Origin of the sequence: Nocardia sp. NPDC023733 (assembly GCF_040639775.1) — a bacterium.
GTDB lineage: Bacteria > Actinomycetota > Actinomycetes > Mycobacteriales > Mycobacteriaceae > Nocardia > Nocardia rosealba.
The window spans coordinates 270,309-294,130 of the sequence record NZ_JBFAAN010000006.1 but is presented as its reverse complement, the minus strand read 5'-3'; the positions used below and the strand labels follow the sequence as shown (position 1 = coordinate 294,130).

Annotated in this window: 22 protein-coding genes and 2 tRNA genes; 15 read left to right on the top strand and 9 right to left on the bottom strand. The window is 68.5% G+C overall.

All coding sequences use genetic code 11. The features are described from left to right. Positions 1 to 76 precede the first annotated feature (76 nt). The gene (locus AB0F86_RS23535; protein WP_356985215.1) at positions 77 to 1,021 is read right to left on the bottom strand and encodes a M48 family metallopeptidase; all 945 of its coding nucleotides are present in this window, start codon (positions 1,019 to 1,021) and stop codon (positions 77 to 79) included. 327 nt (positions 1,022 to 1,348) lie between these two features. On the opposite strand from AB0F86_RS23535, the gene AB0F86_RS23530 reads away from it, so the two are divergent. Together AB0F86_RS23530 and AB0F86_RS23525 are read left to right on the top strand one after the other, a co-directional pair. After that, positions 1,349 to 1,822: a ribose-5-phosphate isomerase gene (locus AB0F86_RS23530; RefSeq protein WP_067486200.1), complete on the top strand. Its 474-nt coding sequence runs from the start codon at positions 1,349 to 1,351 to the stop codon at positions 1,820 to 1,822. A gap of 153 nt (positions 1,823 to 1,975) precedes the next feature. After that, on the top strand, positions 1,976 to 2,779 hold the full coding sequence (locus AB0F86_RS23525; protein WP_356985172.1) for a DNA-formamidopyrimidine glycosylase family protein: 804 nt from the start codon (positions 1,976 to 1,978) through the stop codon (positions 2,777 to 2,779). A gap of 95 nt (positions 2,780 to 2,874) precedes the next feature. Here the strand turns inward: AB0F86_RS23525 and AB0F86_RS23520 are convergent, their stop codons facing one another. Further along, positions 2,875 to 3,831 carry a GGDEF domain-containing protein gene (locus AB0F86_RS23520; RefSeq protein ID WP_067486965.1) on the bottom strand — a complete coding sequence of 319 codons (957 nt, stop codon included), beginning with the start codon at positions 3,829 to 3,831 and terminating at the stop codon, positions 2,875 to 2,877. Between the two features lie 648 nt (positions 3,832 to 4,479). On the opposite strand from AB0F86_RS23520, the gene AB0F86_RS23515 reads away from it, so the two are divergent. From AB0F86_RS23515 to fabG, 3 genes are all read left to right on the top strand, one after another. Next, positions 4,480 to 4,550 (top strand) — tRNA-Gly (locus tag AB0F86_RS23515). A gap of 42 nt (positions 4,551 to 4,592) precedes the next feature. Then, positions 4,593 to 4,669, top strand: a tRNA-Pro gene (locus tag AB0F86_RS23510). 33 nt (positions 4,670 to 4,702) lie between these two features. Then, positions 4,703 to 5,461, top strand: coding sequence for a 3-oxoacyl-ACP reductase FabG (fabG, locus tag AB0F86_RS23505; protein ID WP_067486204.1), 759 nt, complete (start codon positions 4,703 to 4,705; stop codon positions 5,459 to 5,461). 3 nt (positions 5,462 to 5,464) lie between these two features. On the opposite strand, the gene AB0F86_RS23500 is transcribed toward fabG, so the two are convergent. From AB0F86_RS23500 to AB0F86_RS23490, 3 genes are read right to left on the bottom strand one after another with little or no spacing between them, the layout of a single operon-like run. Next, entirely contained in the window at positions 5,465 to 5,824 is a 360-nt protein-coding gene (locus tag AB0F86_RS23500; RefSeq protein WP_356985171.1) for a hypothetical protein, read from the bottom strand. Between the two features lie 49 nt (positions 5,825 to 5,873). Then, positions 5,874 to 6,677 carry a metallophosphoesterase gene (locus tag AB0F86_RS23495; protein ID WP_356985170.1) on the bottom strand — a complete coding sequence of 268 codons (804 nt, stop codon included), beginning with the start codon at positions 6,675 to 6,677 and terminating at the stop codon, positions 5,874 to 5,876. 42 nt (positions 6,678 to 6,719) lie between these two features. After that, on the bottom strand, positions 6,720 to 9,197 hold the full coding sequence (locus AB0F86_RS23490; RefSeq protein ID WP_356985169.1) for a phosphoketolase family protein: 2,478 nt from the start codon (positions 9,195 to 9,197) through the stop codon (positions 6,720 to 6,722). 161 nt (positions 9,198 to 9,358) lie between these two features. Here AB0F86_RS23490 and AB0F86_RS23485 point away from each other — a divergent pair, with 161 nt between their 5' ends. From AB0F86_RS23485 to clpX, 5 genes are all read left to right on the top strand, one after another. Beyond that, positions 9,359 to 9,880: an FKBP-type peptidyl-prolyl cis-trans isomerase gene (locus AB0F86_RS23485; RefSeq protein WP_181700581.1), complete on the top strand. Its 522-nt coding sequence runs from the start codon at positions 9,359 to 9,361 to the stop codon at positions 9,878 to 9,880. Positions 9,881 to 10,022: 142 nt separating this feature from the next. Next, on the top strand, positions 10,023 to 11,387 hold the full coding sequence (gene tig / locus AB0F86_RS23480) for a trigger factor (protein WP_181700579.1): 1,365 nt from the start codon (positions 10,023 to 10,025) through the stop codon (positions 11,385 to 11,387). A gap of 164 nt (positions 11,388 to 11,551) precedes the next feature. Continuing rightward, positions 11,552 to 12,127, top strand: coding sequence for an ATP-dependent Clp protease proteolytic subunit (locus AB0F86_RS23475; protein WP_220139703.1), 576 nt, complete (start codon positions 11,552 to 11,554; stop codon positions 12,125 to 12,127). Between the two features lie 45 nt (positions 12,128 to 12,172). Further along, positions 12,173 to 12,838: an ATP-dependent Clp protease proteolytic subunit gene (locus tag AB0F86_RS23470; RefSeq protein ID WP_067486212.1), complete on the top strand. Its 666-nt coding sequence runs from the start codon at positions 12,173 to 12,175 to the stop codon at positions 12,836 to 12,838. Positions 12,839 to 13,050: 212 nt separating this feature from the next. Beyond that, positions 13,051 to 14,331 carry an ATP-dependent Clp protease ATP-binding subunit ClpX gene (gene clpX, locus AB0F86_RS23465; protein ID WP_067486214.1) on the top strand — a complete coding sequence of 427 codons (1,281 nt, stop codon included), beginning with the start codon at positions 13,051 to 13,053 and terminating at the stop codon, positions 14,329 to 14,331. 76 nt (positions 14,332 to 14,407) lie between these two features. On the opposite strand, the gene AB0F86_RS23460 is transcribed toward clpX, so the two are convergent. After that, the gene (locus AB0F86_RS23460; RefSeq protein ID WP_067486980.1) at positions 14,408 to 15,217 is read right to left on the bottom strand and encodes a hypothetical protein; all 810 of its coding nucleotides are present in this window, start codon (positions 15,215 to 15,217) and stop codon (positions 14,408 to 14,410) included. 476 nt (positions 15,218 to 15,693) lie between these two features. Here AB0F86_RS23460 and mihF point away from each other — a divergent pair, with 476 nt between their 5' ends. Beyond that, positions 15,694 to 16,008 (top strand): integration host factor, actinobacterial type, encoded by a 315-nt coding sequence (mihF, locus tag AB0F86_RS23455; RefSeq protein WP_019045768.1) that lies wholly within the window; start codon positions 15,694 to 15,696, stop codon positions 16,006 to 16,008. 70 nt (positions 16,009 to 16,078) lie between these two features. On the opposite strand, the gene AB0F86_RS23450 is transcribed toward mihF, so the two are convergent. Beyond that, positions 16,079 to 17,239: an FHA domain-containing protein gene (locus AB0F86_RS23450; RefSeq protein WP_357171716.1), complete on the bottom strand. Its 1,161-nt coding sequence runs from the start codon at positions 17,237 to 17,239 to the stop codon at positions 16,079 to 16,081. A 152-nt stretch (positions 17,240 to 17,391) separates the two neighbouring features. On the opposite strand from AB0F86_RS23450, the gene AB0F86_RS23445 reads away from it, so the two are divergent. Further along, positions 17,392 to 18,033: a TetR/AcrR family transcriptional regulator C-terminal domain-containing protein gene (locus tag AB0F86_RS23445; protein ID WP_181700575.1), complete on the top strand. Its 642-nt coding sequence runs from the start codon at positions 17,392 to 17,394 to the stop codon at positions 18,031 to 18,033. Then, entirely contained in the window at positions 18,030 to 18,671 is a 642-nt protein-coding gene (locus AB0F86_RS23440; protein WP_356985167.1) for a GNAT family N-acetyltransferase, read from the top strand. The genes AB0F86_RS23445 and AB0F86_RS23440 overlap by 4 nt, the downstream gene beginning before the upstream one ends. Before the next feature lie 179 nt (positions 18,672 to 18,850). Here the strand turns inward: AB0F86_RS23440 and AB0F86_RS23435 are convergent, their stop codons facing one another. Together AB0F86_RS23435 and AB0F86_RS23430 are read right to left on the bottom strand one after the other, a co-directional pair. After that, on the bottom strand, positions 18,851 to 20,410 hold the full coding sequence (locus tag AB0F86_RS23435) for a glycerol-3-phosphate dehydrogenase/oxidase (RefSeq protein ID WP_356985166.1): 1,560 nt from the start codon (positions 20,408 to 20,410) through the stop codon (positions 18,851 to 18,853). An 18-nt stretch (positions 20,411 to 20,428) separates the two neighbouring features. Next, positions 20,429 to 20,974, bottom strand: coding sequence for a helix-turn-helix domain-containing protein (locus AB0F86_RS23430; protein WP_308017143.1), 546 nt, complete (start codon positions 20,972 to 20,974; stop codon positions 20,429 to 20,431). Between the two features lie 242 nt (positions 20,975 to 21,216). Between AB0F86_RS23430 and AB0F86_RS23425 the strand changes: the two genes are divergently transcribed. Both AB0F86_RS23425 and AB0F86_RS23420 read left to right on the top strand, forming a co-directional pair. Continuing rightward, the gene (locus tag AB0F86_RS23425; protein ID WP_356985165.1) at positions 21,217 to 22,845 is read left to right on the top strand and encodes an FAD-binding oxidoreductase; all 1,629 of its coding nucleotides are present in this window, start codon (positions 21,217 to 21,219) and stop codon (positions 22,843 to 22,845) included. After that, a complete protein-coding gene (locus AB0F86_RS23420) occupies positions 22,842 to 23,792 on the top strand; it encodes a diacylglycerol kinase family protein (protein WP_225281011.1) in 951 nt (316 codons plus the stop codon). The genes AB0F86_RS23425 and AB0F86_RS23420 overlap by 4 nt, the downstream gene beginning before the upstream one ends. Positions 23,793 to 23,822: the final 30 nt, after the last annotated feature.

Here is a 23,822-nt window from a genome sequence, read left to right as displayed (position 1 = left end):
GATACTGCGGCTTCGCCGTTACGTCTCGCCCCTCGGATCCGAGGCGGCCGAAAACCCGTGGTGGTTGCGTCGGGGCTCAGAGCGGTTTCGGGGGGAGGGCTGGGGGTGCGGTTTGGACGGGGTAGCCGCCTGGGAGTGGGAGCATTCCGGGGTGGGGTGGGGTCGGGTGCCAGAACATGGGGCCCGGTTTGCTGCGGTCGCGCAGGGCCCACATTCGCCAGGTGAGGACCGGGTGGCTGGACATGGCGTTCACCAGCAGGACGAAGCCGCCCTTCTCGGTGGCGGCGCGGTCGGCCATCTCGTCGAAACCGACCTGCGTGTTGAGGTACTTGCCTGCCGCGAGGGTGGCCATCGCCCCGGCCGCGCCCTGGTGGCGGTTGCAGAAGCCGTGATTGTCGGCGGTGTACTCCTGCGCGCGGATCAGCGACGACCCGAGAATCGGTAGGTACGGCGCGACGAACATGCCGAGCTGGCGCCAATACGACACGTGACCAGCGGCGATATGGCCCACCTCGTGGCCGATGATGAAGGCGAGCGCGTCGGGCTCGCGTGCGGTGCCACCGATCTCGAACAGGTCGCTGTAGACCACGACGAACCGGCGGAACCCGTGCCCGGAGGCGAAGGCGTTGATCTGGCCGTTGCCGAGGATCACGTACGCGTCGGGCGCCTTCGACATGCCGAACCGCGCGGCTGCCTCCTGCACCATCCGGTACCCCTCGGGGAACTGGGTGGGTGACATCTTCACCCCGTTGATCCGCATTCGCGCGAAATTCATGCCACGTCCGGCCCACAGCAGCACCGGGGCGAACAAGAGCACCAGCACATACGGGCTGGTCAGCAGCGAGCCGCCGGACTCGGGCTGCCCCTGGGCGTCGACAACGGGCTCGGCGACCAACTCCACAAGCAACATCAGGATCGCCAGCAGATACGCCACGCCGGTGATCATGATGACCACCACGAGCAGCGGAATCTCCCACGGATGCCGCGCGGGCATCCCGAACGGCGAAAGCCCACGCGGCATCGGCTGCGTTGTCCCCGGCGGGCCTCCCGGCGGGTAGAAACCTTGCGGCACAGACGGGTACGCGCCCGCAGGCGGCGCGGGAAACGCGCCGGTCGGTGGGCCCGGCTGCTGCCACGGCGACGACCCGGCGAACCCCGGCTGCCCCTGCGGCCACGGGGGCGGTGGATATTCGCCCGGCCGCGGCGTGGGCTGGTCGGCGGGGGTGGCGTCGCTCGGCCGGTCGGCGGGTTGGCCGGAACGCTCCGGTGGGGGACCTGCCGAATGCGGTGAATGCGGTTCGTGCGGGTGCATGAAACGACTCTAAGCGCGCCTGCGACAATCGCAGCCATGCGCGTTTACCTGGGTGCCGACCATGCCGGTTTCGAACTGAAGAATCACGTCAAGGCCCATCTGCTCGAGGCCGGACACGAGGTCGTCGACTGCGGCGCCCTCGAATACGACGCTCTCGACGACTACCCCGCCTTCTGCATCGAAGCGGCGCGGCGCACCGTCGCCGACCCGGGCTCGCTCGGCCTGGTCTTCGGTGGCAGCGGCAACGGCGAACAGATCGCCGCCAACAAGGTCCCCGGCGCCCGCTGCGCCCTTGCCTGGAGCGTCGAAACCGCCAAGCTGGCCCGCGAACACAACAACGCCCAGCTCATCGGCATCGGCGGCCGCATGCACACCACCGAGGAAGCCCTCGCCATCGTCGACGCGTTCATCGCCCAGCCCTGGTCGGAAGAGCCACGCCACCAGCGCCGCATCGACATCCTCGCCGACTACGAGAAGTCCGGCGAAGCCCCCGCGGTCCCCGCTTACTGATCCGCCTCCCCGCGAATTTCGGCCAGACTCAGGTGCGGGATGAGTCCCTGACGCGGCAAGCTCTCTCGAGGTGGCCGGGTCAGCCCGTGCCCGGTGAGTTACCCATGTGCTTGCGAGATCAGTTGGTGAGTTCGGATCGAAGGGTGTGTGTCTATGCCTGAAGGGCACACCCTTCATCGCATTGCGCGGCTGCATCAGGAGCGGTTTGCTGGTGGGGTAGTGCGGGTTTCGAGTCCCCAAGGGCGGTTCACCGAGGGGGCGGCGCTCGTGGACGGGCAGGTGCTCGAGCGGGCCGAGGCGTATGGGAAACATCTGCTGCATCACTATGCGTCCGGGTTGACGGTGCATGTGCATCTGGGGTTGTACGGCACGTTCAGCGAGGTGGCATTGCCGATGCCCGCGCCAGTGGGGCAGGTGCGGATGCGGATGGTCGGTGCCGCAACGGGATTCGGTACCGATCTGCGCGGGCCGACCGCGTGTGAGGTGCTGCACCCGCCGGAGGTGGAGGCGCTCACCGCGCGCCTGGGTGCCGACCCGCTGCGCCCCGACGCCGATCACGAGCGGGCGGGTGCGCGGATCCGGCGCTCCCGCAGGGCGATCGGTGCGCTGCTGATGGACCAGGCGCTGATCGCCGGCGTCGGCAACGTATACCGCGCCGAAGTCCTGTTCCGGCACGGCATTTCGCCGTTCCGACCGGGCACTTCGCTCACCGCGAGCGAATGGGACGCGCTGTGGGCCGATCTCGTCGAACTCATGCCGACCGGCGTGGAAACCGGCCGCATGCATGTGGTGCGGCCCGAACACGACACCGGTGCACCGTCCTACGCCAAGGACCGCCCACGCACCTACGTCTACCGACGCCAGGGCGAACCCTGCCGCGTCTGCGGCAGCCCGGTCTCCCACGGCACGATGGAAGCCCGAAACCTGTTCTGGTGCAGCGTCTGTCAGCCCCGCTGACGAAAACACCTCGGCCACGGTCGAAACCGTGGCCGAGGTGCGCAGAGAAGGTCGACTGAGCCCGGGCCGCGAAGTGCAGGCTTCGCGATCCGGACTCAGCCGGCGACCGCCGTTCCCAGTTCGGGGTCGCCCGATTCGGCGAGGGCGAAACGCCGCCCGCCCGCCGATTTCGCCGAATACATCGCGCGGTCGGCGCGACGCAGCAGGTCGGTGAAATCGCACGTCTTTCCTGGTGGGCAGAACGCGGTGCCCACGCTGGCCGACACCGGCACCGGGCCCGCGCTCGACCACACCGGGTCGCGCAGGGCCGCGACCACACGGTGCGCCAGCTCGCTCAAGGTGTCGCGGCGCGGATTGGCCGCCACGACGAACTCGTCGCCGCCGTACCGGCAGATCACGGTGTCGGGCGGGCACACCTCGCGCAGCCGGTTGGCCAGCTCCACGAGCACCTCGTCACCGATCGCATGTCCGTAGCCGTCGTTGATCTGTTTGAAGCGGTCCAGGTCAACCACCAGCACCCCGACCCCACGGGTCGGGTCGGCGGCGAAGGCACGCACCCGTTCCTGCAGGAGTGTGCGGTTCGCCAGGTCGGTCAGGGCGTCGTGAGTGGCCTCGTGGCGCAGGCGGTGCTGCAGCGCGGCGATCTCCTGCACGCGCAGCGACACCTTCGCCGAGATGTTCTGCTCCTGTTGCGCCAGTGCGCGCTCCTGTAGTGCCTGGGCATAGCTGTCGATGGCCTGGCTGGCCACCAGCGGCCAGCGGGTCGCCACCAGGGAACCCGGCACCCCCGAGGGGAAACCGAGCAACCAGCGGGTGGCATGGGCCAGCATTCTCGTCCGTTCGAACGGCGCCTCGGCCAGCCGTGCGCCGAGCTTGCGCGCCTGCGGTACCGGGAACGGTTCTGTCCTCGCCAGGTGCAGCAGGCGCTCGACGATCTCGATGAGCACAGGCTCCAGCTGATGCGGTGCCACGGACGATCCCGGTTCGGCACACACCGCGCGGGCCCAGGCGCGGGCCATCGCGGCGACCGGTGGCTCGATGTGTGCGGACATCGACATCACCGGCGGAAGGTGGCGACGGTCTTGCCACCTCGATCGTTCGCACTGCTACGCGGTTGGGTCCGCCGAGTTCGGCACACGCTCACCGCCCCCTTTCCAGATACCCCCGTCCGGCAAAAAGGATCCTAGCAAGCCACTCGAGACTCGAAAGCCGCGTTCTAGAACGCGTTACAGTCTCTCGCGAATGGCGATCGGCTATGACATCGCTACAGCCGCCCGGGCGTTACACACTTCGCGAAAAAACTTTGGAAACACCGAAACGTGCAGCGTGTTGCCCGGTTTTCGGGCGGTGGGCGTGTTGTCGCCATGGTCCCTCCTGGCAAAGGTGTCGCGCCGACCGGTAGAGCCGCCGCGCGCTCTTTTATGGTGGCCTACCCGCCGCCCCCATGCCAGGTTTTCGAGGAAAATTCTCCTTTATATTCCCCCGGTGGAGCAGGCGTCGGTCCCCTGAGACGCAATCACCATCGTGTCCGGTACCCGTGGTCCCGCAATAGGGCCTAAGGGCCCTAATCGGGCGCGGAAAGAGGGGGCTCACCGCAGTGCCGAGACGTTTCGCGGGGCCGGATTGGCGTTCGGCGCGCGGGATTCGGTACAGTCGTGGCGCACACGACATCGTGGCGATCCCATCGATGTCGTATGCCTGCGGGTGTAGTTCAATGGTAGAACCTCAGCCTTCCAAGCTGATGGTGCGGGTTCGATTCCCGTCACCCGCTCAAACATGACTTCCCTCGACGGCGTGAATCGCCCCGAGGTATCGGGGTGTAGCGCAGCTTGGTAGCGCATCCGCTTTGGGAGCGGAGGGTCGCAGGTTCAAATCCTGTCACCCCGACCATCACGACGAACGCGCCCCGATAGGGTGGCGCGCATGTCCACTACCTCACGGGTCGCGATCGTCACCGGTGCCGCACGCGGAATCGGTGCCGCCGTCGCGAAGAAGCTCGCCGCCGACGGTCATGCCGTCGCCGTTCTCGACCTCGACGAAGCCGCCTGCGCCGACACCGTGTCGGCCATCGAAGCCGCCGGGGGAACCGCACTGGCCGTCGGTGCCGATGTGTCCGACGAAGACGCCGTCGCCGCCGCTGTCGAACGGATCGCAGGCGAACTGGGCGCGCCGACCGTGCTGGTGAACAACGCGGGCGTGCTGCGCGACAACCTGCTGTTCAAGATGTCGGTGCAGGACTGGGACATCGTCATGAACGTGCACCTGCGCGGCGCCTTCCTGATGACGCGCGCCGTGCAGAAGTACATGGTGGAGGCGAAGTTCGGGCGCGTGGTGAACCTGTCGAGCACCTCGGCGCTCGGCAACCGTGGCCAGGCCAACTACTCCGCCGCCAAAGCGGGCATGCAGGGCTTCACCAAAACTCTCGCGTTCGAGCTCGGCAAATTCGGTGTCACCGCCAACGCGATCGCTCCCGGCTTCATCGAGACCGAGATGACCGCGGCCACCGCCGCCCGCGTCGGCGTCGACTTCGAGGCCTTCAAACAGGCTGCGGCGGCACAGATTCCGGTGAACCGGGTCGGTACGCCCGACGACATCGCCCACACCGCCTCGTTCCTGGTGAGTGAAGGCGCGGGTTTCGTGTCCGGTCAGGTCATCTACGTGGCGGGCGGTCCCAAGGACTGACGGCTACGCGCAGCGGAAACGGAATTCCGCGCGTGCCTCGGTGCTCGCGGTGACCGTGAGTCGCACGGGTTCGGTGTCGGCGAGGGCGCAACCGCCCGGCACCGTCGCCACCCGCGCCTCATAGCAGCCGTCCGGCAGCGCGACGCTCGCGCTGCCGTCGGCGCCGCTCACCAAGGTGGTGACGACCTCCTCGGCGCCGCAGGCGCGGACCTCGATATCGGCCCGGTTGACCGGCATCGGTTCGGAGCCGGTGATGGCGCGAACAGTGAGTCTCCCGGTTCCCGGCGGCGCCGGATCGGCGCTCGCCACCCCGGCGATCATCAGTGGAGCCAGAACGGACAGTGCGAGCAGACTACGGCGCATGAACCTCTCCTCGTCGATGAGTCGGGTCGTCCGCTGCTGATGGTAGGCCCTAGTCGGGCACCGGTGTGATACCCGCTCGTTCACACCAGACCTGCTCGGCGGGCACCGACAGGGTCTCCAGTTCCGGGTAGCGCAGGGCCGACAGCGTGCCGCCGAACACCACGCCGGTGTCCAGGCACAGCGTGTTGTTGACCCACTGCAACGCCGTGACGGGTGTGTGCCCGTAGACGACCACCGGTGTGCCCCGATAGTCCTGCGCCCAGTCGTAGCGGATCGGCAGGCCGTGCACGTCCACCTCGCCGGTGGGCGCGCCGTAGAGCGCGAAGGAGCGGGCCCGCCCGGATGTGCTGCCGTGCAGGCTTTCCGGCAGTCCCGCGTGGGCGACGACCAGCCTGCCCTTGTCGAGCAGGTAGTGCCCGGGCAGCTCCCGCAGGAAAGCCTGTGCGGCGGCGCGGAATTCGTCGTCCTCGTCGGCCAGCTGGGCCAGGGACTGCTCGAGCCCGTGCGCGATGCGCACATTGCGGCCGTCGAGGGCGCGCACCAGTTTGTAGTCGTGATTGCCCGCCACGCACAGTGCCGTACGGTCCGCGACCATGCCCATCACCAGCCGCAGCACACCGGGCGTGTCGGGGCCACGGTCGACGAGATCACCGACGAACACCGCCGTGCGGCGCTCGGGGTGCGCGGCCGTGACCGGCCTGCCCATGTCGTCGCGCTCGATGACGTAGCCGAGCTTTCCGAGCAGTGCCTCGAGCTCGGCGCGGCAGCCGTGCACATCCCCGATCACGTCGAAGGGACCGCGCAGGTCGCGGCGGTCACGCGGGAGTATGTCGATACGGCGTTGCTCGGTCATCGCCTCCATCGTCGGCCAGTCGCGACCCGTGCCGCAACCGCGTTACGTCACAGTGGGGACCGACGCCTCCGGCCAGACCCAGTTCGCGACGGCCGGTATGTCCTCGCCGTGCTCCCTGGTCCAGCTGCGCGCGGCGAGCCGGGCGTCGACCATCTCCTGGCGCAGACCCGCCGCCCGCGTGCGCAGGCCGGGCACCCGGTCGATCACGTCGAGCACCAGGTGGAAGCGGTCGAGGTCGTTGAGCATCACCATGTCGAACGGGGTGGTCGTCGTGCCCTTCTCCTTGTATCCGCGCACGTGCAGGCCCGCGTGATTGCGCCTGCGATAGGTGAGCCGGTGCACCAGCCACGGGTAGCCGTGGAAGGCGAAGATCACCGGCCGGTCGGTGGTGAACAGGGTGTCGAAATGGGCGTCGGACAGCCCGTGCGGATGTTCCTCGGCCGGCAGCAGCCGCATCAGGTCGACCACATTGACCACGCGCACCCGCAGGTCGGGCAGGCGGTCGCGCAGGATCGCGGCGGCGGCGAGCGTTTCCAGCGTGGGGACGTCGCCCGCGCAGGCAAGCACCACATCGGGGGTGGTGCCCTGGTCGTCGTTGTGCCCGGCCCACTCCCAGATGCCGACCCCGCGCGCACAGTGCACGGCGGCCTCCGGCGCCGAAAGCCAGTCCGGCCCTGGCTGTTTGCCCGCGACCACCACGTTCGCGTAGTGCAGCGAACGCAGGCAGTGGTCGTAGGTGGACAGCAGGGTGTTGGCATCGGGCGGCAGATACACCCGGACGATCTCGGGGCTCTTGTTCACCACCACATCGAGGAAACCGGGGTCCTGATGGGTGAAGCCGTTGTGGTCCTGACGCCACACATGCGAACTCAGCAGGTAGTTCAGGCTCGGTATGCGGCGTCGCCAGGGCACCGCGAGGCTGGCGTCGAGCCACTTGGCGTGCTGGTTGAACATGGCGTCGACGATGTGGATGAAGGCCTCGTAACAGGTGAACACGCCGTGGCGGCCGGTGAGCAGATAGCCCTCGAGCAAACCCTGGCACATGTGTTCGGACAGCACTTCGACCGCGCGCCCGGTCGGTGACAACGCCACATCCCAGCGCCCGACCTCGGCCTGCCAGTCGCGGCCGGTCACCTCGAGGATGTCCTGCAAGCGGTTGCTGGCGAGTTCGTCGGGGGCGAAGGTCAGAAAGTTGTGCGGGTTGCGAGCTGTGACGTCACGCAGCCAGCCGCCGAGCACCCGGGTCGGTTCGTGCCTGCTCGCCCCCGGCTGCTCCACGGGCACGCCGTATTCGCGCCAGTCGGGCAGGTCGAGATCGCGGACCAGCAGCCCACCGTTGGCCACCGGATTGAGGCTCATCGGCCGATCGGGAATCCGGTCGAGCAGGGCGGGTACCGGCCTGCCCGCTTCGTCGAAGAGTTCCTCGGGCCGATACGACCGCAACCACTCCTCGAGCACCCGCCGGTGTTCCGGGTCGGTGCGCGCCGCGGGCAACGGGACCTGATGGGCGCGGAAGGTGCCCTCGACCCGCTCACCGTCGACCACCGGGGGACAGGTCCAGCCCTTCGGCGTGTGCAGCACGATCATCGGCCAGCGCGGGCGGGTGGTGTCGCCGTCGTCGCGCGCGGCCCGCTGGAACCCGGCGATCCGGTCGAGGCAGGCGTCCATGGCGGCGGCCATCTTCTGATGCACTCGTGACGGATCGTTGCCCGACACGATCAGCGGTTCGTAGCCGTACCCGCGCAGCAGTTCGATGAGCTCCTCGCGGGGGATGCGGGCGAGGATCGTCGGATTGGCGATCTTGTACTCGTTGAGCGCCAGGATCGGCACCACCGCGCCGTCGCGGGCCGCGTTGAGGAATTTGTTCGCGTGCCAGCTGCCCGCGAGCGGGCCGGTCTCGGCCTCGCCGTCACCGATCACGCAGAACACCGTGAGATCGGGGTTGTCCAACGCGGCGCCGTAGGCGTGCAGCAGCGAATAGCCGAGCTCACCGCCCTCGTGGAACGAACCGGGGGTCTCGGGGGCGCAATGGCTCGGGACGCCGCCGGGAAACGAGAACTGATGGAACAACCGGCGCATACCGTCGGCGTCGCGGGGGATGTCGCGGTAGAGCTCGGCGTAGGCGCCCTCGAGCCAGGCGCAGGCGTTGGGGCCGGGTCCGCCGTGGCCGGGGCCCGCGACGAAGACGGCGTTCAGGTCGCGTGCGCGGATCACCCGGTTCGCGTGCGCCCACACCAGGTTCAGGCCGGGCACCGTGCCGAAATGGCCGAGCAGGCGCGGCTTGATGTCGGTGGAACGCAGCGGCTCGCGCAGCAACGGGTTGCGCATCAGATAGATCTGGCCGACCGCGAGATAGTTCGCGGCCCGCCACCACGTGTCGACCGCGATCAACTCCTCGCCGGTCAGCGGTCCTGGGGTCGTGGTGAGTGAATAGGGTTGAGGGGCAATGGATTCGCCTTCGCCTCCGCCGCCCACGTTGTCGGCGGCGGTATCGCCCTCGCTGTTGCTGAGCCGGGTCATCGCTGACTCTCCTCGCACTCGCCTGAGCTGCGGCGTCGCCCGCCGCCGGACTGGTCGGCGCGCCGGAAGACACCCGGCGGCGCCGGTGGAGAAACGCAGTGCCGAGCCTACCGTCGTGCCGGTTCGCGCCGTCGGATCCGCGCTCCACTACTGTGCGGGCCATGGTTTCTCTCCCCAGGATCATCGGGACCGGACTGGTCGCCCTCGCCGCCCTCGCGAGCGCGGCGTGCGGGTCCGACAGCGGAACGGCCGAATCCAAGGCGGCTCCCACCCGCGAATGCATCGCCGAGGACATCAAGGTGGCTGGTGGCTTCGGTGACCCGCCGGAGATCACCATCCCCGACGACTGCACCCCGCCCAAGTCGCTGCTCGTCAAGGACCTGGTGCCGGGCACCGGACCCGGCGCGGTGGCCATGCAGCCGCTCACCATGAACTACGCGCTGGTCACCTGGTCGGACAAGCAGACCCTCGACAGTTCGTTCAAGCGCGGTGCGCCCTTCGACCTGACGCTCGGCGCGGGCCAGGTCATCGAGGGCTGGGACAAGGGTCTGCTCGGTGTGCAGCAGGGTGCGCGCAGGCTGCTCATCGTGCCGCCGGATCTCGGCTACGGCGAAGGCGGCAACGGCGTCGCACCCAACGAGACACTGGTCTTCGTCACCGACGCGGTGCAGGTCGGCAGCTAGCCGCCACCGCAACCAACCGCCGATTGCACGACCGCGCCTGCGGTCAACTACCCTGGTCGGGATGCGTGCGTCCGCACCGACTCAGGGCGCGACGCCCCATGCGGGGGCCACCACCATGAACTACGAACCAAGGAGCATGTCCGTGAAGAGCACCGTCGAGCAGCTGAGCCCGACCCGGGTCCGGATCAACGTCGAGGTGCCCTTCGAGGAGCTGAAGCCCGACTTCGACAAGGCGTACAAGGCGCTGGCCCAGCAGGTGAAGATCCCCGGCTTCCGTCCCGGCAAGGCCCCGGCCAAGCTGATCGAGACCCGCGTCGGCCGTGGCGCCGTGCTCGAGCAGGTCGTCAACGACGCGCTGCCGAACAAGTACGCCGAGGCCGTGCAGGCCGGCGAGGTGAAGGTCATCGGCCAGCCCGAGATCGAGATCACCAAGATCGAGGACGGCGACGAGCTGGCCTTCACCGCCGAGGTCGACGTTCGCCCGGAGATCGCCCTGCCCGACTACTCGGGCATCGAGGTCACCGTCGATTCCTTCACCATCGGCGACGAGGACATCGAGCAGCAGCTCACCTCGCTGCGTCAGCGCTTCGGCACCCTGACCGGTGTCGAGCGGGCCGTGCAGGACGGCGACTTCGTCTCGATCGACCTGTCGGCCACCGTCGACGGCGAGGACGTGCCCGAGGCCGCGACCACCGGCCTGTCGCACGAGGTCGGTTCGGGTCAGCTCATCGAGGGCCTCGACGAGGCCGTCATCGGTCTGAAGGCCGGCGAGTCCGCCGAGTTCACCTCCACCCTGGTCGCCGGCGAGCACGCCGGTAAGGAAGCCGTGATCACCGTGACCGTGCAGTCGGTCAAGGAGCGCGAGCTGCCCGAGGCCGACGACGAATTCGCCCAGCTGGCCAGCGAATTCGACACCATCGACGAGCTCAAGGAAGACCTGAAGGGCCGCGTCGAGCGCACCAAGAAGATCGAGCAGGCCGGTCAGATCCGCGACAAGGTCCTCGACACCCTGCTCGAGACCGTCGAGGTGCCGCTGCCCGAGGCCGTCGTCAAGGCCGAGGTCGACGCGGTGCTGCACGACGCCGTGCACGGCTTCGACCACGACGAGGCCAAGCTGGCCGAGGCGCTCGAGGCGCAGGGCTCCTCCCGCGAGGAGTTCGACAAGGACACCAAGGAAGCCGCCGAGAAGTCGGTGAAGACCCAGCTGCTGCTGGATGCCATCGCCGAGGCCGAGGGCACCCAGGTGGGCCAGCAGGAGCTCACCGAGCGCATCCTGTTCCAGGCCCAGCGCTACGGCATGTCGCCGGAGCAGTTCATCCAGCAGGTGCAGCAGGCCGGTCAGCTGGGCGCGGTGTTCGCCGACGTGCGCCGCGGCAAGGCGCTGGCCGGAGTTGTCGGTCAGGTGAAGGTCACCGACACCGACGGCAACGAGGTCGACACCACCGAAATGTTCGGTGACCCTGCGGAATCCGCCGAGACCGAGCAGGGCGAAGCCGCTGCTGAGTAAGTTCGCGCCGCGTGATTTGATTGCGCTGTGAGCGAAGAAGGGCGGTACCGGGAGTTCGGTGCCGCCCTGTTTCGTTAGTGTTTGAGACGACGACGAACCGTAGGCCGTTTGCAATCGGTGAGAAGAGAAGGCAGGTATCCGTGACAATCAACCAGGCAGGGGTCATGACAGCCGCTACTGCTGGTCTCAACCTCAGTGATTCCGTGTACGAACGGCTGCTGCGCGAGCGCATCATCTTCCTGGGCACCCAGGTCGACGACGAGATCGCCAACAAGATCTGCGCGCAGATCCTGCTGCTCTCGGCCGAGGACGCGACCAAGGACATCTCCCTCTACATCAACTCCCCGGGTGGTTCGGTCACCGCGGGCATGGCGATCTACGACACCATGCAGTTCGCCGAGTGCGACATCAGGACCGTCGCGATGGGTCTGGCCGCGTCGATGGGTCAGTTCCTGCTCACCGCAGGAACCAAGGGCAAGCGTTTCGCGCTGCCGCACACCCGGATCATGATGCACCAGCCGTCGGCGGGCATCGGTGGTTCGGCCGCCGACATCGCGATCATGGCCGAGCAGTTCGCGCACACCAAGCGCGAGCTCAACGAGCTGCAGGCGCTGCACACCGGCAAATCGGTCGAGCAGGTGACCGAGGACGCGGACCGCGACCGCTGGTTCACGGCGAAGGAAGCCCTCGAATACGGCTTCATCGACCACGTGGTCAGCCACGCGAACCAGACGAAGTAACCGCCGCCGCGCCCCGACACACTCGACTCGAGCTTGGAGACAACCATGGCCAATCTGATCGACCCGCGCGCAGGCTTGGGTGGCGCTGCCGCCGCCAACCCGCAGTCGCGCTACATCCTGCCGCAGTTCACCGAGCAGACTTCGTTCGGCGTCAAGACCTCCGACCCGTACAACAAGCTGTTCGAGGAGCGCATCATCTTCCTGGGCAACCAGGTCGACGATGTCTCGGCCAACGACATCATGGCGCAGCTGCTCGTGCTGGAGTCGCAGGATCCCGATCGCGACATCACCATGTACATCAACTCGCCCGGTGGCTCGTTCACCGCGCTGATGGCGATCTACGACACCATGCAGTACGTGCGCCCCGACGTGGTGACGGTGTGCCTCGGCCAGGCGGCCTCGGCCGCCGCCGTGCTGCTGGCCGCCGGTGCCCCCGGCAAGCGGGCCGCGCTGCCCAACGCGCGCATCCTGATCCACCAGCCGTCCTCGGGCGGCGTGCAGGGCCAGGTGTCCGACCTCGAGATCGCCGCCGCCGAGATCGAGCGGATGCGGCGTCTCATGGAGGTCACGATTTCGCGGCACACCGGCAAGTCCGAGGAGCAGGTCCGCAAGGACACCGACCGTGACAAGATCCTGACCGCCGAGGAAGCCAAGGAATACGGCATCGTCGACCAGGTCTTCGACTACCGCAAGCTCAGCGGACAGAAGTGACACGCCCGGGTCCGTCGCCTGCTACCCGGCGGCGGACCCGGTTTTCTGCTACAACCCAACACATCGAACATGCGCGAGTTGTCGACCTGGCTCGCGCACAGCAGGTACGGTCGACTCAGGGACCATTGCTCTGATTGTCGGCACCGAAACGTATTCCGGCCCAATCGGAGGACGAGGGTCGCACTCGGACATAGGAAGTAGGGACCTACGAGATGGCGCGCATCGGAGACGGCGGCGATCTGCTCAAGTGCTCGTTCTGCGGAAAGAGCCAGAAGCAGGTCAAGAAGCTCATTGCGGGCCCTGGGGTCTATATCTGCGACGAGTGCATCGATCTCTGCAACGAGATCATCGAGGAAGAGCTGGCCGAGTCGAGCGAGGTCAAGCTCGACGAGCTGCCCAAGCCCTCGGAGATCCGTGATTTCCTCGAGAACTACGTGATCGGCCAGGACACCGCCAAGCGGACCCTCGCCGTCGCGGTCTACAACCATTACAAGCGCATCCAGGCGGGCGACAAGGGTCGCGACAGCCGGGGTGAGGCCGTCGAGCTGATGAAGTCGAACATCCTGATGCTCGGCCCCACCGGTTGCGGCAAGACCTACCTCGCGCAGACGCTGGCCAAGATGCTGAACGTGCCGTTCGCCATCGCCGACGCCACCGCGCTCACCGAAGCCGGTTATGTCGGTGAGGACGTCGAGAACATCCTGCTCAAGCTCATCCAGGCCGCCGACTACGACGTGAAGCGCGCCGAGACCGGCATCATCTACATCGACGAGGTCGACAAGATCGCCCGTAAGAGCGAGAACCCGTCGATCACCCGCGATGTCTCCGGTGAGGGTGTGCAGCAGGCGCTGCTGAAGATCCTGGAAGGCACGCAGGCGAGTGTGCCGCCCCAGGGCGGACGCAAGCACCCGCACCAGGAGTTCATCCAGATCGACACCACCAACGTGCTGTTCATCGTGGCGGGCGCGTTCGCGGGCCTGGAGAAGATCATCTCCGACCGCACCGGTCACCGGGGTATCGGTTTCGGCGCCGAGGTGCGCTCCAAGGCCGAGGTCGACACCGACGACCACTTCGCCGACGTGATGCCCGAGGACCTGATCAAGTTCGGTCTGATCCCCGAGTTCATCGGCCGTCTGCCGATCGTCGCCTCGGTGACGAACTTGGACAAGGAATCGCTGGTCAAGATCCTCTCGGAGCCGAAGAACGCGCTGGTCAAGCAGTACGTTCGCCTGTTCGAGATGGACGGTGTGGACCTCGAGTTCACCCCCGACGCCCTCGAAGCGGTCGCCGATCAGGCAATCCTGCGCGGCACCGGTGCGCGTGGTCTGCGGGCGATCATGGAGGAAGTCCTGCTGCCGGTGATGTACGACATCCCGGGCCGCGACGACGTCGCCAAGGTGGTCGTGAACGCCGACACCGTCACCGAGAACGTCCTGCCGACCATCGTGCCGCGCAAGGCCCAGCGCACGGAGCGTCGCGACAAGTCGGCCTAGGCCGTCCCCGAACACCACAGCGCCCGCCGGATCCGATCCGGCGGGCGCTGTGCTGTTGGGGAGTTGTCGCGGTCGCTCAGTTGTCGCGGAAGGAAGGCGCCGCCGACACGATGTCCTCGTCGTCCTCGGCGGGGATCTCGGCCGAGGCACGGGCGATGGCGGTGCTGTAGCGCGCGCTGGCGGCATTGTGGATGAGCAGGGCCACACCGATCATCACGGGTGCCACCGCGTGCACGGCGGCGTCGTACCAGTTGCCCGCGCTCAGATGCGGGTAGGTGTTGAGGGCGATGGTGAGTGCGAGCAGGAAACCCTCGGCGACGAACACCTGGGTGCGGTTGCCCATCACGCCCCACTCCGAGACCCGGGTGGTGCCGATCATGATGATGACCAGGCAGACGCTGATCATCGCCTCCAGGCCGAAACTCGCCCAGAACAGCGGGTCGCTCGGGCCGCCGGGGGCGATGTTGTGCTGCACGTTCACCGCCGACCACAGCATGCCCGCGATCACCACGCCCGCCAGCGCGCGCAACGACCAGGTCCGGTGCTGGTAGAGGGAGGCCAGCCGGGCGCGCGGGTTGGATTCGCGGCGCTGCGCGGCGATGGCCTTGCGGGCGAGCATGAGGTCGGCCATCTCGGCTCGTTCGAGCTCGGCGGTCGTCTCGCGCAGGCGGTCGGCGTGCGTCGAAGCGGCTTTGATCTGCTTCCAGCGCTGATCGCGCTCGTAGGTGCGGATCTTCTCGGCCAGCTCGCGTTCGGCGCGCAGTTCGTCTTCCGAGAGCGCGTCGGTCAGCGCCGGGTCGGATTGATACGTGATGCGTTGCCGGGCACGTTCCACCCGGACGGGCAACGCGAGGACTTCGTCATCGAGCGGGTGTTCCTCGCGCATCGCAACTCCAGTGTGCAAAAGGGTTCGCCTGGTCGCGTCATTGTTGCGCATCGAGGCGCCCGAGGCACATCCGAGGTCCGGGTCGATCGAACATGCGGATGCCGGAAACTTCTGGCGCACAACTGTGTAGGTGTTTTCAGAGGCCTTCGTGGACACGGTGACGAACGATTCGCATCGTTCGCGCCCGGTTGCCGAGGAGCTTCTTTGATCCTCCGTGGTTCGCCGTTGAACCTTTGTCCCGTTCAGTGCTTCTGTTGATGATGTCGCTACCGGTCACCAGCGTGTTACCTGGTGTTCGGAAACCTTCATTTCGTCCGTTTCGTCCGCCTTGCAGGGCGTTCACCCATTAAGACGGGCTCACCTCGCAAAACTCATCGGCGTATCCTCGCGGTGTGTCGGACTGATGCTGCTGATTTCGTGCTGTTTACTCGGTCCGTCAATCAGATGTTCGAGTGACGAGTGGAAGCGGAGGAGACATGGCACTGCCTACGATGACCGCCGAACAGCGCACCGAGGCGTTGGCCAAAGCGGCTGCCGTGCGCAAGGCGCGCTCGGAACTGATCGGCAAGGTGAAGGAGGGCAAGGTCACCGTCGCCGATCTGCTCAAGAAGGCCGACAGCGACGACCTGGTCAAGAAGACCAAGGTCGCGGCCGTGATCAAGGCGCTGCCGGGCGTTGGCCCGGTGAAGGCGGCCAAGCTGATGGATCAGGCCGAGATCCCCGAGGATCGTCGTATCGGTGGTCTCGGTGCACGCCAGCGCGCGGCACTGCTCGACGCCCTCGAGGCCTGAGCCGGATCGTGATCCGGCGCCCGTGGTGCACCACGCACGGGCGTCGGGATGGTCTCGGGCTCGCCGGAGCTCAGACGCAGTAGGTCAGCAGGAAATCATTGATACGCAGGCGCCAGCCCGGCTGCAGCTCGATCGGGAGGGTGCCCACCCGCGACCACCGGTCGCTGTCGGGGGCGGCGAAATAGGTGCCGGAGGTGGCGGGCGCTTCGCGGACGAACACCTTGCCCCGGTCGGGATCGACGAAGGCATGAACCCGCGAGACCAGCCGATCGCGTTCGATCAGGATCGGCGTGGCCGCGGACTGGCGAACGGAATTGTCGCCAGAGGGGTTGCGGCCAAGCACATATGGTCGGTCGAGGGGATAGCTCATTCCGTCCTCGGTGACCAAGGCGCCCCGCGGACTGGTCGAATTGCCCAGGTGCTCTTGGCTTTTGCGCAGCCCCACCGGCTCGGCGCGCTTGGCGGCATCGATCGCCTGTGACCACGCCAGCGGTGCGTGCGCGGCGGGGGAATTGCGCGGACCGGTGCTCACGGTGGCGCCCTCACCGGAATCGGGCCGACCACCCACGCTCACGGTCTCACCCTCCGGAATGCTCGTCACCGGCTCGTCGGCCACGGCGAAACCACTGGTCGACGGCTGTGCCGCGACGGGTTCGGCCTCGCTGCGCGGGCGCACCGCCTGGAAACCGGTGGCCTCGGTGGGTGGCGGTTCGTCGATCGCCTCCACCCGGCGCGGTGCGGGCCCGCGACGACGGCCCAGGTTGAGCACGAAACCGTTGCCGTTCACGATGCCCGCGCGCAGATCCGTTCGCGGGTTGGCGCTGGTCGGGTCGGCCATCTCGGCGCCGATGGCGATGCGGCGCACCGGTTCGCGAATGATCTCGTCGACCCAGGTGAAGGCGCGATCCCCGGCCAGGCGGCGGTTGCCCTCGGCGCCGGAGACCTCCGCGATCACGGTGCCGCGCAACAAGATCAGGATCCCGTCGGCGGTGGGGGCGAGAACACCGAACGGTGGTGGCGCCGACGCGCCACCGAACACCACCCCGGCCAGCCGCTGGGCGAGTGCCGCACCGGGTGCCGAGGCCGTGGTGTTGAGCGCGACGGTCTCGACCGCACCGAGTAACCGGTCGGTCGACGGTGTCTCGCCGGCCAGATAGACCACGACATCGCCGAACCGAGCGACGATTCCGGTACCGGGCACGATTGCCACGGTGGACGAATGCGCGCGCATCAACGCCTCCTTGTCGGACGGGGTCACTGCCAGCATAGAGGGACACGGCGGGCTCGGAAGCGGGTTGTCGCAGGCTTCGCAAACTGACCGGACGGTCTCGCGAACATTGTTCGTCGCAAACGACGTTCGGGTGGCGAGTAGGATTACCTGCCATGAATGCCGCACCCGTCAGTCGCCGGGCCAGACCGGCGAAAGCTCCACTGAGTCGTGACCTCGTCATCGAGACCGGATTGCGCATCCTCGACTCCGAGGGATCGGCCGCGCTCACCATGCGCCGGGTGGCGCAGGAACTCGATACCGGTGCCGCCTCGCTCTACGTCTACGTCGCCAATCGCGACGACCTGATGACGGGCATGCTCGACCACGTCCTCGCCGCCGTACCGACACCAACCCACGGCGACTGGCGCGAGCGCCTGGAAACCCTCGTCACCTCGGCCGTCGACGCGCTCGGCCGCCACGAAGGTCTCGCGCTCGTCGCGTTCGCCCGGTCCACCGGTCGCGCGCTCGGACTGATCGAGCAGTTGCTCGGCCTGCTGCGCGAGGGCGGGCTCGACCCGGCCAGGGCCGCCTGGGCCGTCGACCTGCTGTACCCGCACATCACCGCCGCGGCCGCCGAGCGGGCCGTCTACGACGACACGACAGTCTCGCGCCGCCTCGCCGACCTGCCCGCCCGGCGCTACCCGAACATCACCGCCGTCCGCGAGCATCTGGCGGGCGACGCCGCCGCGCGCACCCGGTGGGCACTGAACGCGTTGCTCAACGGCATCCTCACCACCCCCGTGGAGGTGCGATGACCGGCCTGGAGCACGTACCCGCGCTGGTTACCCGGACCGGCTACGCCATCGAACCGGGCGACCCCGTTCGGCGCCGCGAACCGATCCGGGTCGGTGAACTCGTCCGGCCGGGTGGGCCGATCCGGCTAGCTCGCGAGCGCGATATCGCCGCGCTGCAGGAGATCGAACGTCGCGCCGGTGCGCCGTTCGCCGAGATCGGCATGGTCGCCGTCGCCGAGGACGAGCCGCCGTCGGCGGAACTACTGCGCGAATTCCTCGTCGGCGAACGCGCCTGGGTGTGGCCGGATGCGCAGGACGAACCGATCGGCTACCTGCTGCTCGGCATCGTCGACGGGCAACCGCACATCGACCAGGTGTCGGTCGACCCCGCCTACGCCGGTCTGCGGATCGGCAAGAGCCTGATCGACCACGTCGTCAGCTGGGCGAAATCCCGCGGCCTGCGCGAACTCACCCTCACCACCTTCACCGAGGTCCCCTGGAACGGGCCCTACTACGAGCGGCTCGGCTTCACCTACATCCCCGTCGACGACGAACCACCTGGCCTGCGCGCTGTGCGCGCCGAGGAATCCGCCAACGGCCTCGACGAATGGCCGCGCGCGTGCATGCGCGTCGATCTGACGAGCTGGGTGTACGACTGAACCGACGTTGAGGGTCCGAGTCGGTGGTGCCCGCCCGGATCACCAGTCGCCACCCGTCCGCCGCCGCTGCGTCTAGGCGGCGGGTGTGCGACTGTCCTGCGCCCTATTCGCAATGCGTGGCCTTGCGCCGGCCCTGGCTCCTCGAGTCGGTGTAGCGGTCGCTTCCGGAGTCGGGCGGCTTACGAGCGACGTCCGATGATCGCGGCGTTGCGGGCGAGGGCGGCTTCGGCGGCCGGGGTCGCGGCGGCGCGGTCGGTGGGGACCAGGCCGATGCGGGTGCGGCGGTCGAGGAGATCGTCGACGGTTTCGGCGCCCTCGTGGGTGATGGCGAAGTCGAATTCGGCGGCGGTGACGTCGATTCCGGGGGCGACGGGTTCGGCGAGGGTCGGGTCGGCCAGCCAGGCCGAGACGATGGCACCCGCTTCATGCCCGTAACGCTCGATCAGCACCGGTGGGGCGTCGATGCGGTCGCGGGCGGCGCCGGACACCGCGCCGACCAGCGGGAGCCGGGTGGTACGGCACGGTGCGGCCGACAGGCCCGCCTGCGCGATCGCGGCATCGACCGCGTCCTGCGCCATGCGCCGGTAGGTGGTGAGCTTGCCGCCGACGACGGTGATGAGCCCGTCGGGTGCGGTGAGCACGGCGTGCTCGCGGGAGATGTCGGCGGTGCTGTCGTCGGCGGTCTTCAGCAGGGGCCGTAGTCCGGCGAAGCGGCCACGGATGTCCTTGCGCGTCAGCGGTTCCCGCAGGGCGGTGTTGATGGTGTCGAGCAGGAAGTCGACCTCGGCTTCGGTGGGCTGGGGCTCGTCGGGGATCGGGCCGGGGGCGTCCTCGTCGGTGAGGCCGAGGTAGACGCGGCCGTGCGCGGCGGGCAGGGCGAACACGAAGCGGCTGATGCTGCCGGGCACGGGCACCGTGAGCGCCGCGCTGAGCCCACCGAAGGCGGCGGCGTCGAACACCAGGTGGGTGCCGCGGCTCGGGCGCAGTTCGATGCTGCTGTCGACCTCGCCCGCCCACACACCGGTCGCGTTGACGACGGCGCGGGCGCGCACGTCGAGCGTCTCACCGGTGCGCGTATCGCGCAGCCGCACCGAATTGCCGTCGGCAGCAAGGGCTTCCATGCGGGTGAGCACGGTCGCGCCCTGTCCGGCCGCCGTGCGCGCCAGGGCGACGACGAGGCGGGCGTCGTCGACGAGCTGCCCGTCCCACGCCTGCAATCCGCCGCGCAGGCCGTCACGGCGCACGGTAGGCGCCAGCCGCAATGCCTCCGCGGCGGCGACCTTTCGCGATCGCGGCAGGATCGCCGCCCGGGTGCGTGCGGCCATCCGCAGCGCATCACCGGCGGCGAAACCCGCACGGATCAGCGAACTCTGAGCCGCACCCATACCGGGCAGCAGCGGAACGAGCTGGGGGAGGGGGCGAACCAGATGAGGTGCCGTGGTGCGCAACAGGATGCCGCGTTCGACCGCGCTCTCGTGGGCGATGCCGACACGCCCGCTCGCCAGGTAGCGCAACCCGCCGTGCACCAGCTTGGAACTCCAGCGGCTCGTGCCGAACGCGAAGTCGTTGCGTTCCACCAGCAGGGTGCGCAGGCCGCGCGCGGCGGCGTCGAGCGCGGCACCGGCACCGGTGACGCCCGCGCCGATCACCACCACATCCACCTCCGGGTGGTCGCCGAGCGCGGCGAGGTCGGCGGTGCGGCGAGCCGCGTCGAGCGCGGTGGGTGAATCAGCAGTCATCACAATCCTTGTCGAGGTTCAGGGAAGCAGGTAACCCTCGATCGCCCTCGCCAGCTCGGTGTCGAACTGCGCGCCCTCGAGCAGCGGCGCCATCGTGCCCGCCGACTGCACCGCCGACTGGGCGATGAGCAGCAGCATGGCGGCCAGCTGCTCGGGCTCGCCCGCCCGGATCGACCCGTCTTCCTGGCCGATCCGGATCGCGGTGGCGAACAGTTCGATGAGCGTGCGCTGATTGCGCCCGAGCCTGCCGAACACGTAGGTGAGCATGAGGTCGGTGTCGGTGCGGAAGATCTTGGCGAACACCGCGTTCGCCCGCACTGCCGCCGCGCCCGCCACGATGCCGCGCACCAGCCGGTCGAGGCCGAGGCCCGTGTCGGGCATGGTCTCGGCGACGATGGTGCGCAACTCGCGCACCAGCAGTTCCGCGATCAGCGAGCCGGTGTCCGGCCACCGCCGGTACACCGTCGGCCTGCTGACACCGGCGCGGCGTGCCACTTCGGTGAGCGTGGTGCGGCGCACCCCGAAATCGACGACGCAGGCCCGCGCGGCATCGAGAATCGCCATATCGGTAGGCGAAAGCCGCTGGTCAGCTCGAGCCGCGAGGTCGATCATGCTGTACACCCCCATGGTGTTCGACGGCGCCGTGGTGGGGCGCCGTGGTCTGGCCGGAACGCCCAAGGGTATCGAGCGCGCCGGTGGGTTCGTCGCCACGAATTCGCGGCAGTGACATCCGACAACTGGGTAGAGGTCGACTCGAGGAGAACTCGTGTAGTTACTGCTTGACACTATATGTCAGGATGTAACGCATGGTCGAGTTGAACAGCGAAATGTCCGGATCGACGGCCGAACGGCCGAGTATGGTGTGGGACGCCTGGGGTGTGCCCGCCGGACATCAACCCCTGTCGGCGCAGATCCGCGGCCTGCTCACCCAGGTCTTCGGGATCTCGGGTGAGCCGGCGGCACGACGCGACGAGGGCGACGTGCCGCTGGTCGAGAGCACGCTCACCGCCGCCACCCGCGCGGACCTCGCCGCCCTGGTCGGCGCCGAGCACGTCAGCACCGACGACATCGACCGGCTGCGGCACGCGGGCGGCAAGAGCACCCTCGACCTGCTGCGCCGCCGTGACACCCGCCCTCAGGACGCGCCCGACGCGATCGTCGCGCCCGCCGACCACGACGCGGTGCTTGCGGTGCTGCGGTACTGCTCCTCGCGCGGCGTCGCCGTGGTGCCCTTCGGTGGCGGCACCAGTGTGGTCGGTGGCGTCGACCCGGTGCGCGGTCGGTTCCCCACCGTGATCGCGCTCGACCTGCGCAGGCTCGACACCCTCACCGATGTGGACGCGGTGAGTGGCACCGCCACCCTCGGTGCCGGGCTCACCGGTCCGCAGGCGGAGAAACTGCTTGCCGCACACGGTCTTTCGCTCGGGCATTTCCCGCAGAGTTTCGAATTCGCCACCATCGGCGGGTTCGCCGCGACCAGGTCGTCGGGACAGGCCTCGGCGGGCTACGGCCGCTTCGACGACATGGTCCAGCGCCTGGTGGTCGCCACCCCGCAGGGCACTCTCGATCTCGGCCGCGCGCCCGCCTCGGCGGCCGGGCCCGACCTGCGCGAACTGTTCGTCGGGTCCGAGGGGACGCTCGGCGTGATCACCTCGGTCACCGTGCGGGTGCACCCGATCCCCGAAACCACCGCGTACCAGGCCTGGTCCTTCCCCGACTTCGCCACCGGCGCGGCCGCCCTGTGCACCGTCGTGCAAACCAGTGCGGCGCCGACGGTGCTTCGCCTGTCCGACGAGGCCGAGACCGGTCTGAACCTGGCCCGCTCGAGCGATATCGGCGGCGCCCCCGTGTCGGGCTGCCTCGCGGTGACGACCTTCGAGGGCACCGCCGCCCACGTCGCGGCCCGCAGCGCCGAAGCGAGCGAATTGCTCGCCGCCGCAGGCGGAACCGCGCTCGGGACGGCCCCGGCCGAACAGTGGGAACACGGCCGTTTCGCCGCGCCCTACCTGCGTGACGCCCTGCTCGATGTCGGGGTGCTGTGCGAGACGCTGGAAACCGCGACCAGCTGGTCGAACCTGACGAACCTGAAGGCGAAAGTGACTGCCGCGCTGTCGGATTCGCTCACCGCGCAGGGCACGCCCGCACTGGTGATGTGTCACATCTCGCACACCTACCCGACCGGTGCGTCGCTGTACTTCACCGTCGTCGCCAAGCAGCTCGAGGATCCGATCGCGCAGTGGCGCGTCGCCAAGACCGCCGCGGGCGATGCCATCATGGCGGCCGGTGCCACCATCACCCACCATCACGCCGTCGGCGCCGACCACCGTCCGTGGATGGGCGCCGAGGTCGGTGACCTGGGCGTACAGGTGCTGCGGGCGGTGAAACACGAACTCGATCCCGCAGGCGTGCTGAATCCTGGAAAGCTGGTGCCGTGAAACAGCATTCGGTACAGCGATTATTGCTCGTCACCAACCCGCACTCCGGTGCCGGTCGCGGCGACGGTGTCGCCGAGGCGGTCCTGGCGGTAGCCCTGGCCGGTGGCGTCGAGGTCGCACAGGTGCGGGCGCCGAGCGCGGCGGAATCGGTGGAGCAGGTGGCCGCCGCGATCGCCGACCCGGCCAGGCGGCCCGACGCGGTCGTCTGCGTGGGTGGTGACGGTCTGATGAACGTGCTGCTCGCCGCCGTCGCCCACACCGGCGTGCCGCTCGGGCTGGTCCCCGCGGGCACGGGCAACGACCTCGCCCGCGAACTCGGCATCCCCACCGGCGACCCGCGCGCCGCCGCCGAGATCGTGCTGCGCGGCCGCACGAGGACCATCGACCTGGGCCGTATCGAATCCGTCGGCGCCACGCCCACCTGGTTCGCCACCATCGTCGGCGCGGGGTTCGACGCGCGAGTCACCTTGCGCGCCAACGCGATGCGCCGCCCGCGCGGCCCGCTGCGCTACACCTTCGCCGCCGCCGCCGAACTCATGCGCGGTTACACGCTGCCGTTCCAGATCGAGATGTCGGGTCTGGCGCCCGGCGCGCTCGACAACCCCGACGACGCGCACGCGGTGATCTACACCGACGCCGTGATGACGCCCATCGGCAACACCCGCACCTACGGCGGCGGCATGCTGGTGTGCCCCGAAGCCCTGCCCGACGACGGATACCTCGACATCACCGTGGTCGGCGCGGTCTCGCGATTGGAGATGGCGCGCCTGCTGCCCGCCCTGTCGGCGGGCAAGCGCATCGATCACCCCTCGACCAAGCGATACCGCGCCCGCCGCATCACCGTAACGGCGTCGGGTGGGTATGCCACCGCCGACGGTGAACCGGCGGGCACCCTTCCCGTCACCGTCCAGGCGATGCCGGGTGCGTTGACGGTGCTGGTGCCCTGACCTGCAGCTATGAGTGCGGGCGTTCTCCGA

What these genes read in the sequence shown, in the direction of transcription:
- AB0F86_RS23535 (WP_356985215.1), bottom strand. Translation starts at nt 1,021, where the DNA reads ATGCCGCGTGGGCTTTCGCCGTTCGGGATGCCCGCGCGGCATCCGTGG.
- AB0F86_RS23530 (WP_067486200.1), top strand. Translation starts at nt 1,349, where the DNA reads ATGCGCGTTTACCTGGGTGCCGACCATGCCGGTTTCGAACTGAAGAAT.
- AB0F86_RS23525 (WP_356985172.1), top strand. Translation starts at nt 1,976, where the DNA reads ATGCCTGAAGGGCACACCCTTCATCGCATTGCGCGGCTGCATCAGGAG.
- AB0F86_RS23520 (WP_067486965.1), bottom strand. Translation starts at nt 3,831, where the DNA reads ATGTCCGCACACATCGAGCCACCGGTCGCCGCGATGGCCCGCGCCTGG.
- fabG (WP_067486204.1), top strand. Translation starts at nt 4,703, where the DNA reads ATGTCCACTACCTCACGGGTCGCGATCGTCACCGGTGCCGCACGCGGA.
- AB0F86_RS23500 (WP_356985171.1), bottom strand. Translation starts at nt 5,824, where the DNA reads ATGCGCCGTAGTCTGCTCGCACTGTCCGTTCTGGCTCCACTGATGATC.
- AB0F86_RS23495 (WP_356985170.1), bottom strand. Translation starts at nt 6,677, where the DNA reads ATGACCGAGCAACGCCGTATCGACATACTCCCGCGTGACCGCCGCGAC.
- AB0F86_RS23490 (WP_356985169.1), bottom strand. Translation starts at nt 9,197, where the DNA reads ATGACCCGGCTCAGCAACAGCGAGGGCGATACCGCCGCCGACAACGTG.
- AB0F86_RS23485 (WP_181700581.1), top strand. Translation starts at nt 9,359, where the DNA reads ATGGTTTCTCTCCCCAGGATCATCGGGACCGGACTGGTCGCCCTCGCC.
- AB0F86_RS23475 (WP_220139703.1), top strand. Translation starts at nt 11,552, where the DNA reads ATGACAGCCGCTACTGCTGGTCTCAACCTCAGTGATTCCGTGTACGAA.
- AB0F86_RS23470 (WP_067486212.1), top strand. Translation starts at nt 12,173, where the DNA reads ATGGCCAATCTGATCGACCCGCGCGCAGGCTTGGGTGGCGCTGCCGCC.
- clpX (WP_067486214.1), top strand. Translation starts at nt 13,051, where the DNA reads ATGGCGCGCATCGGAGACGGCGGCGATCTGCTCAAGTGCTCGTTCTGC.
- AB0F86_RS23460 (WP_067486980.1), bottom strand. Translation starts at nt 15,217, where the DNA reads ATGCGCGAGGAACACCCGCTCGATGACGAAGTCCTCGCGTTGCCCGTC.
- mihF (WP_019045768.1), top strand. Translation starts at nt 15,694, where the DNA reads ATGGCACTGCCTACGATGACCGCCGAACAGCGCACCGAGGCGTTGGCC.
- AB0F86_RS23450 (WP_357171716.1), bottom strand. Translation starts at nt 17,239, where the DNA reads ATGCGCGCGCATTCGTCCACCGTGGCAATCGTGCCCGGTACCGGAATC.
- AB0F86_RS23445 (WP_181700575.1), top strand. Translation starts at nt 17,392, where the DNA reads ATGAATGCCGCACCCGTCAGTCGCCGGGCCAGACCGGCGAAAGCTCCA.
- AB0F86_RS23440 (WP_356985167.1), top strand. Translation starts at nt 18,030, where the DNA reads ATGACCGGCCTGGAGCACGTACCCGCGCTGGTTACCCGGACCGGCTAC.
- AB0F86_RS23435 (WP_356985166.1), bottom strand. Translation starts at nt 20,410, where the DNA reads ATGACTGCTGATTCACCCACCGCGCTCGACGCGGCTCGCCGCACCGCC.
- AB0F86_RS23430 (WP_308017143.1), bottom strand. Translation starts at nt 20,974, where the DNA reads ATGGCGATTCTCGATGCCGCGCGGGCCTGCGTCGTCGATTTCGGGGTG.
- AB0F86_RS23425 (WP_356985165.1), top strand. Translation starts at nt 21,217, where the DNA reads ATGGTCGAGTTGAACAGCGAAATGTCCGGATCGACGGCCGAACGGCCG.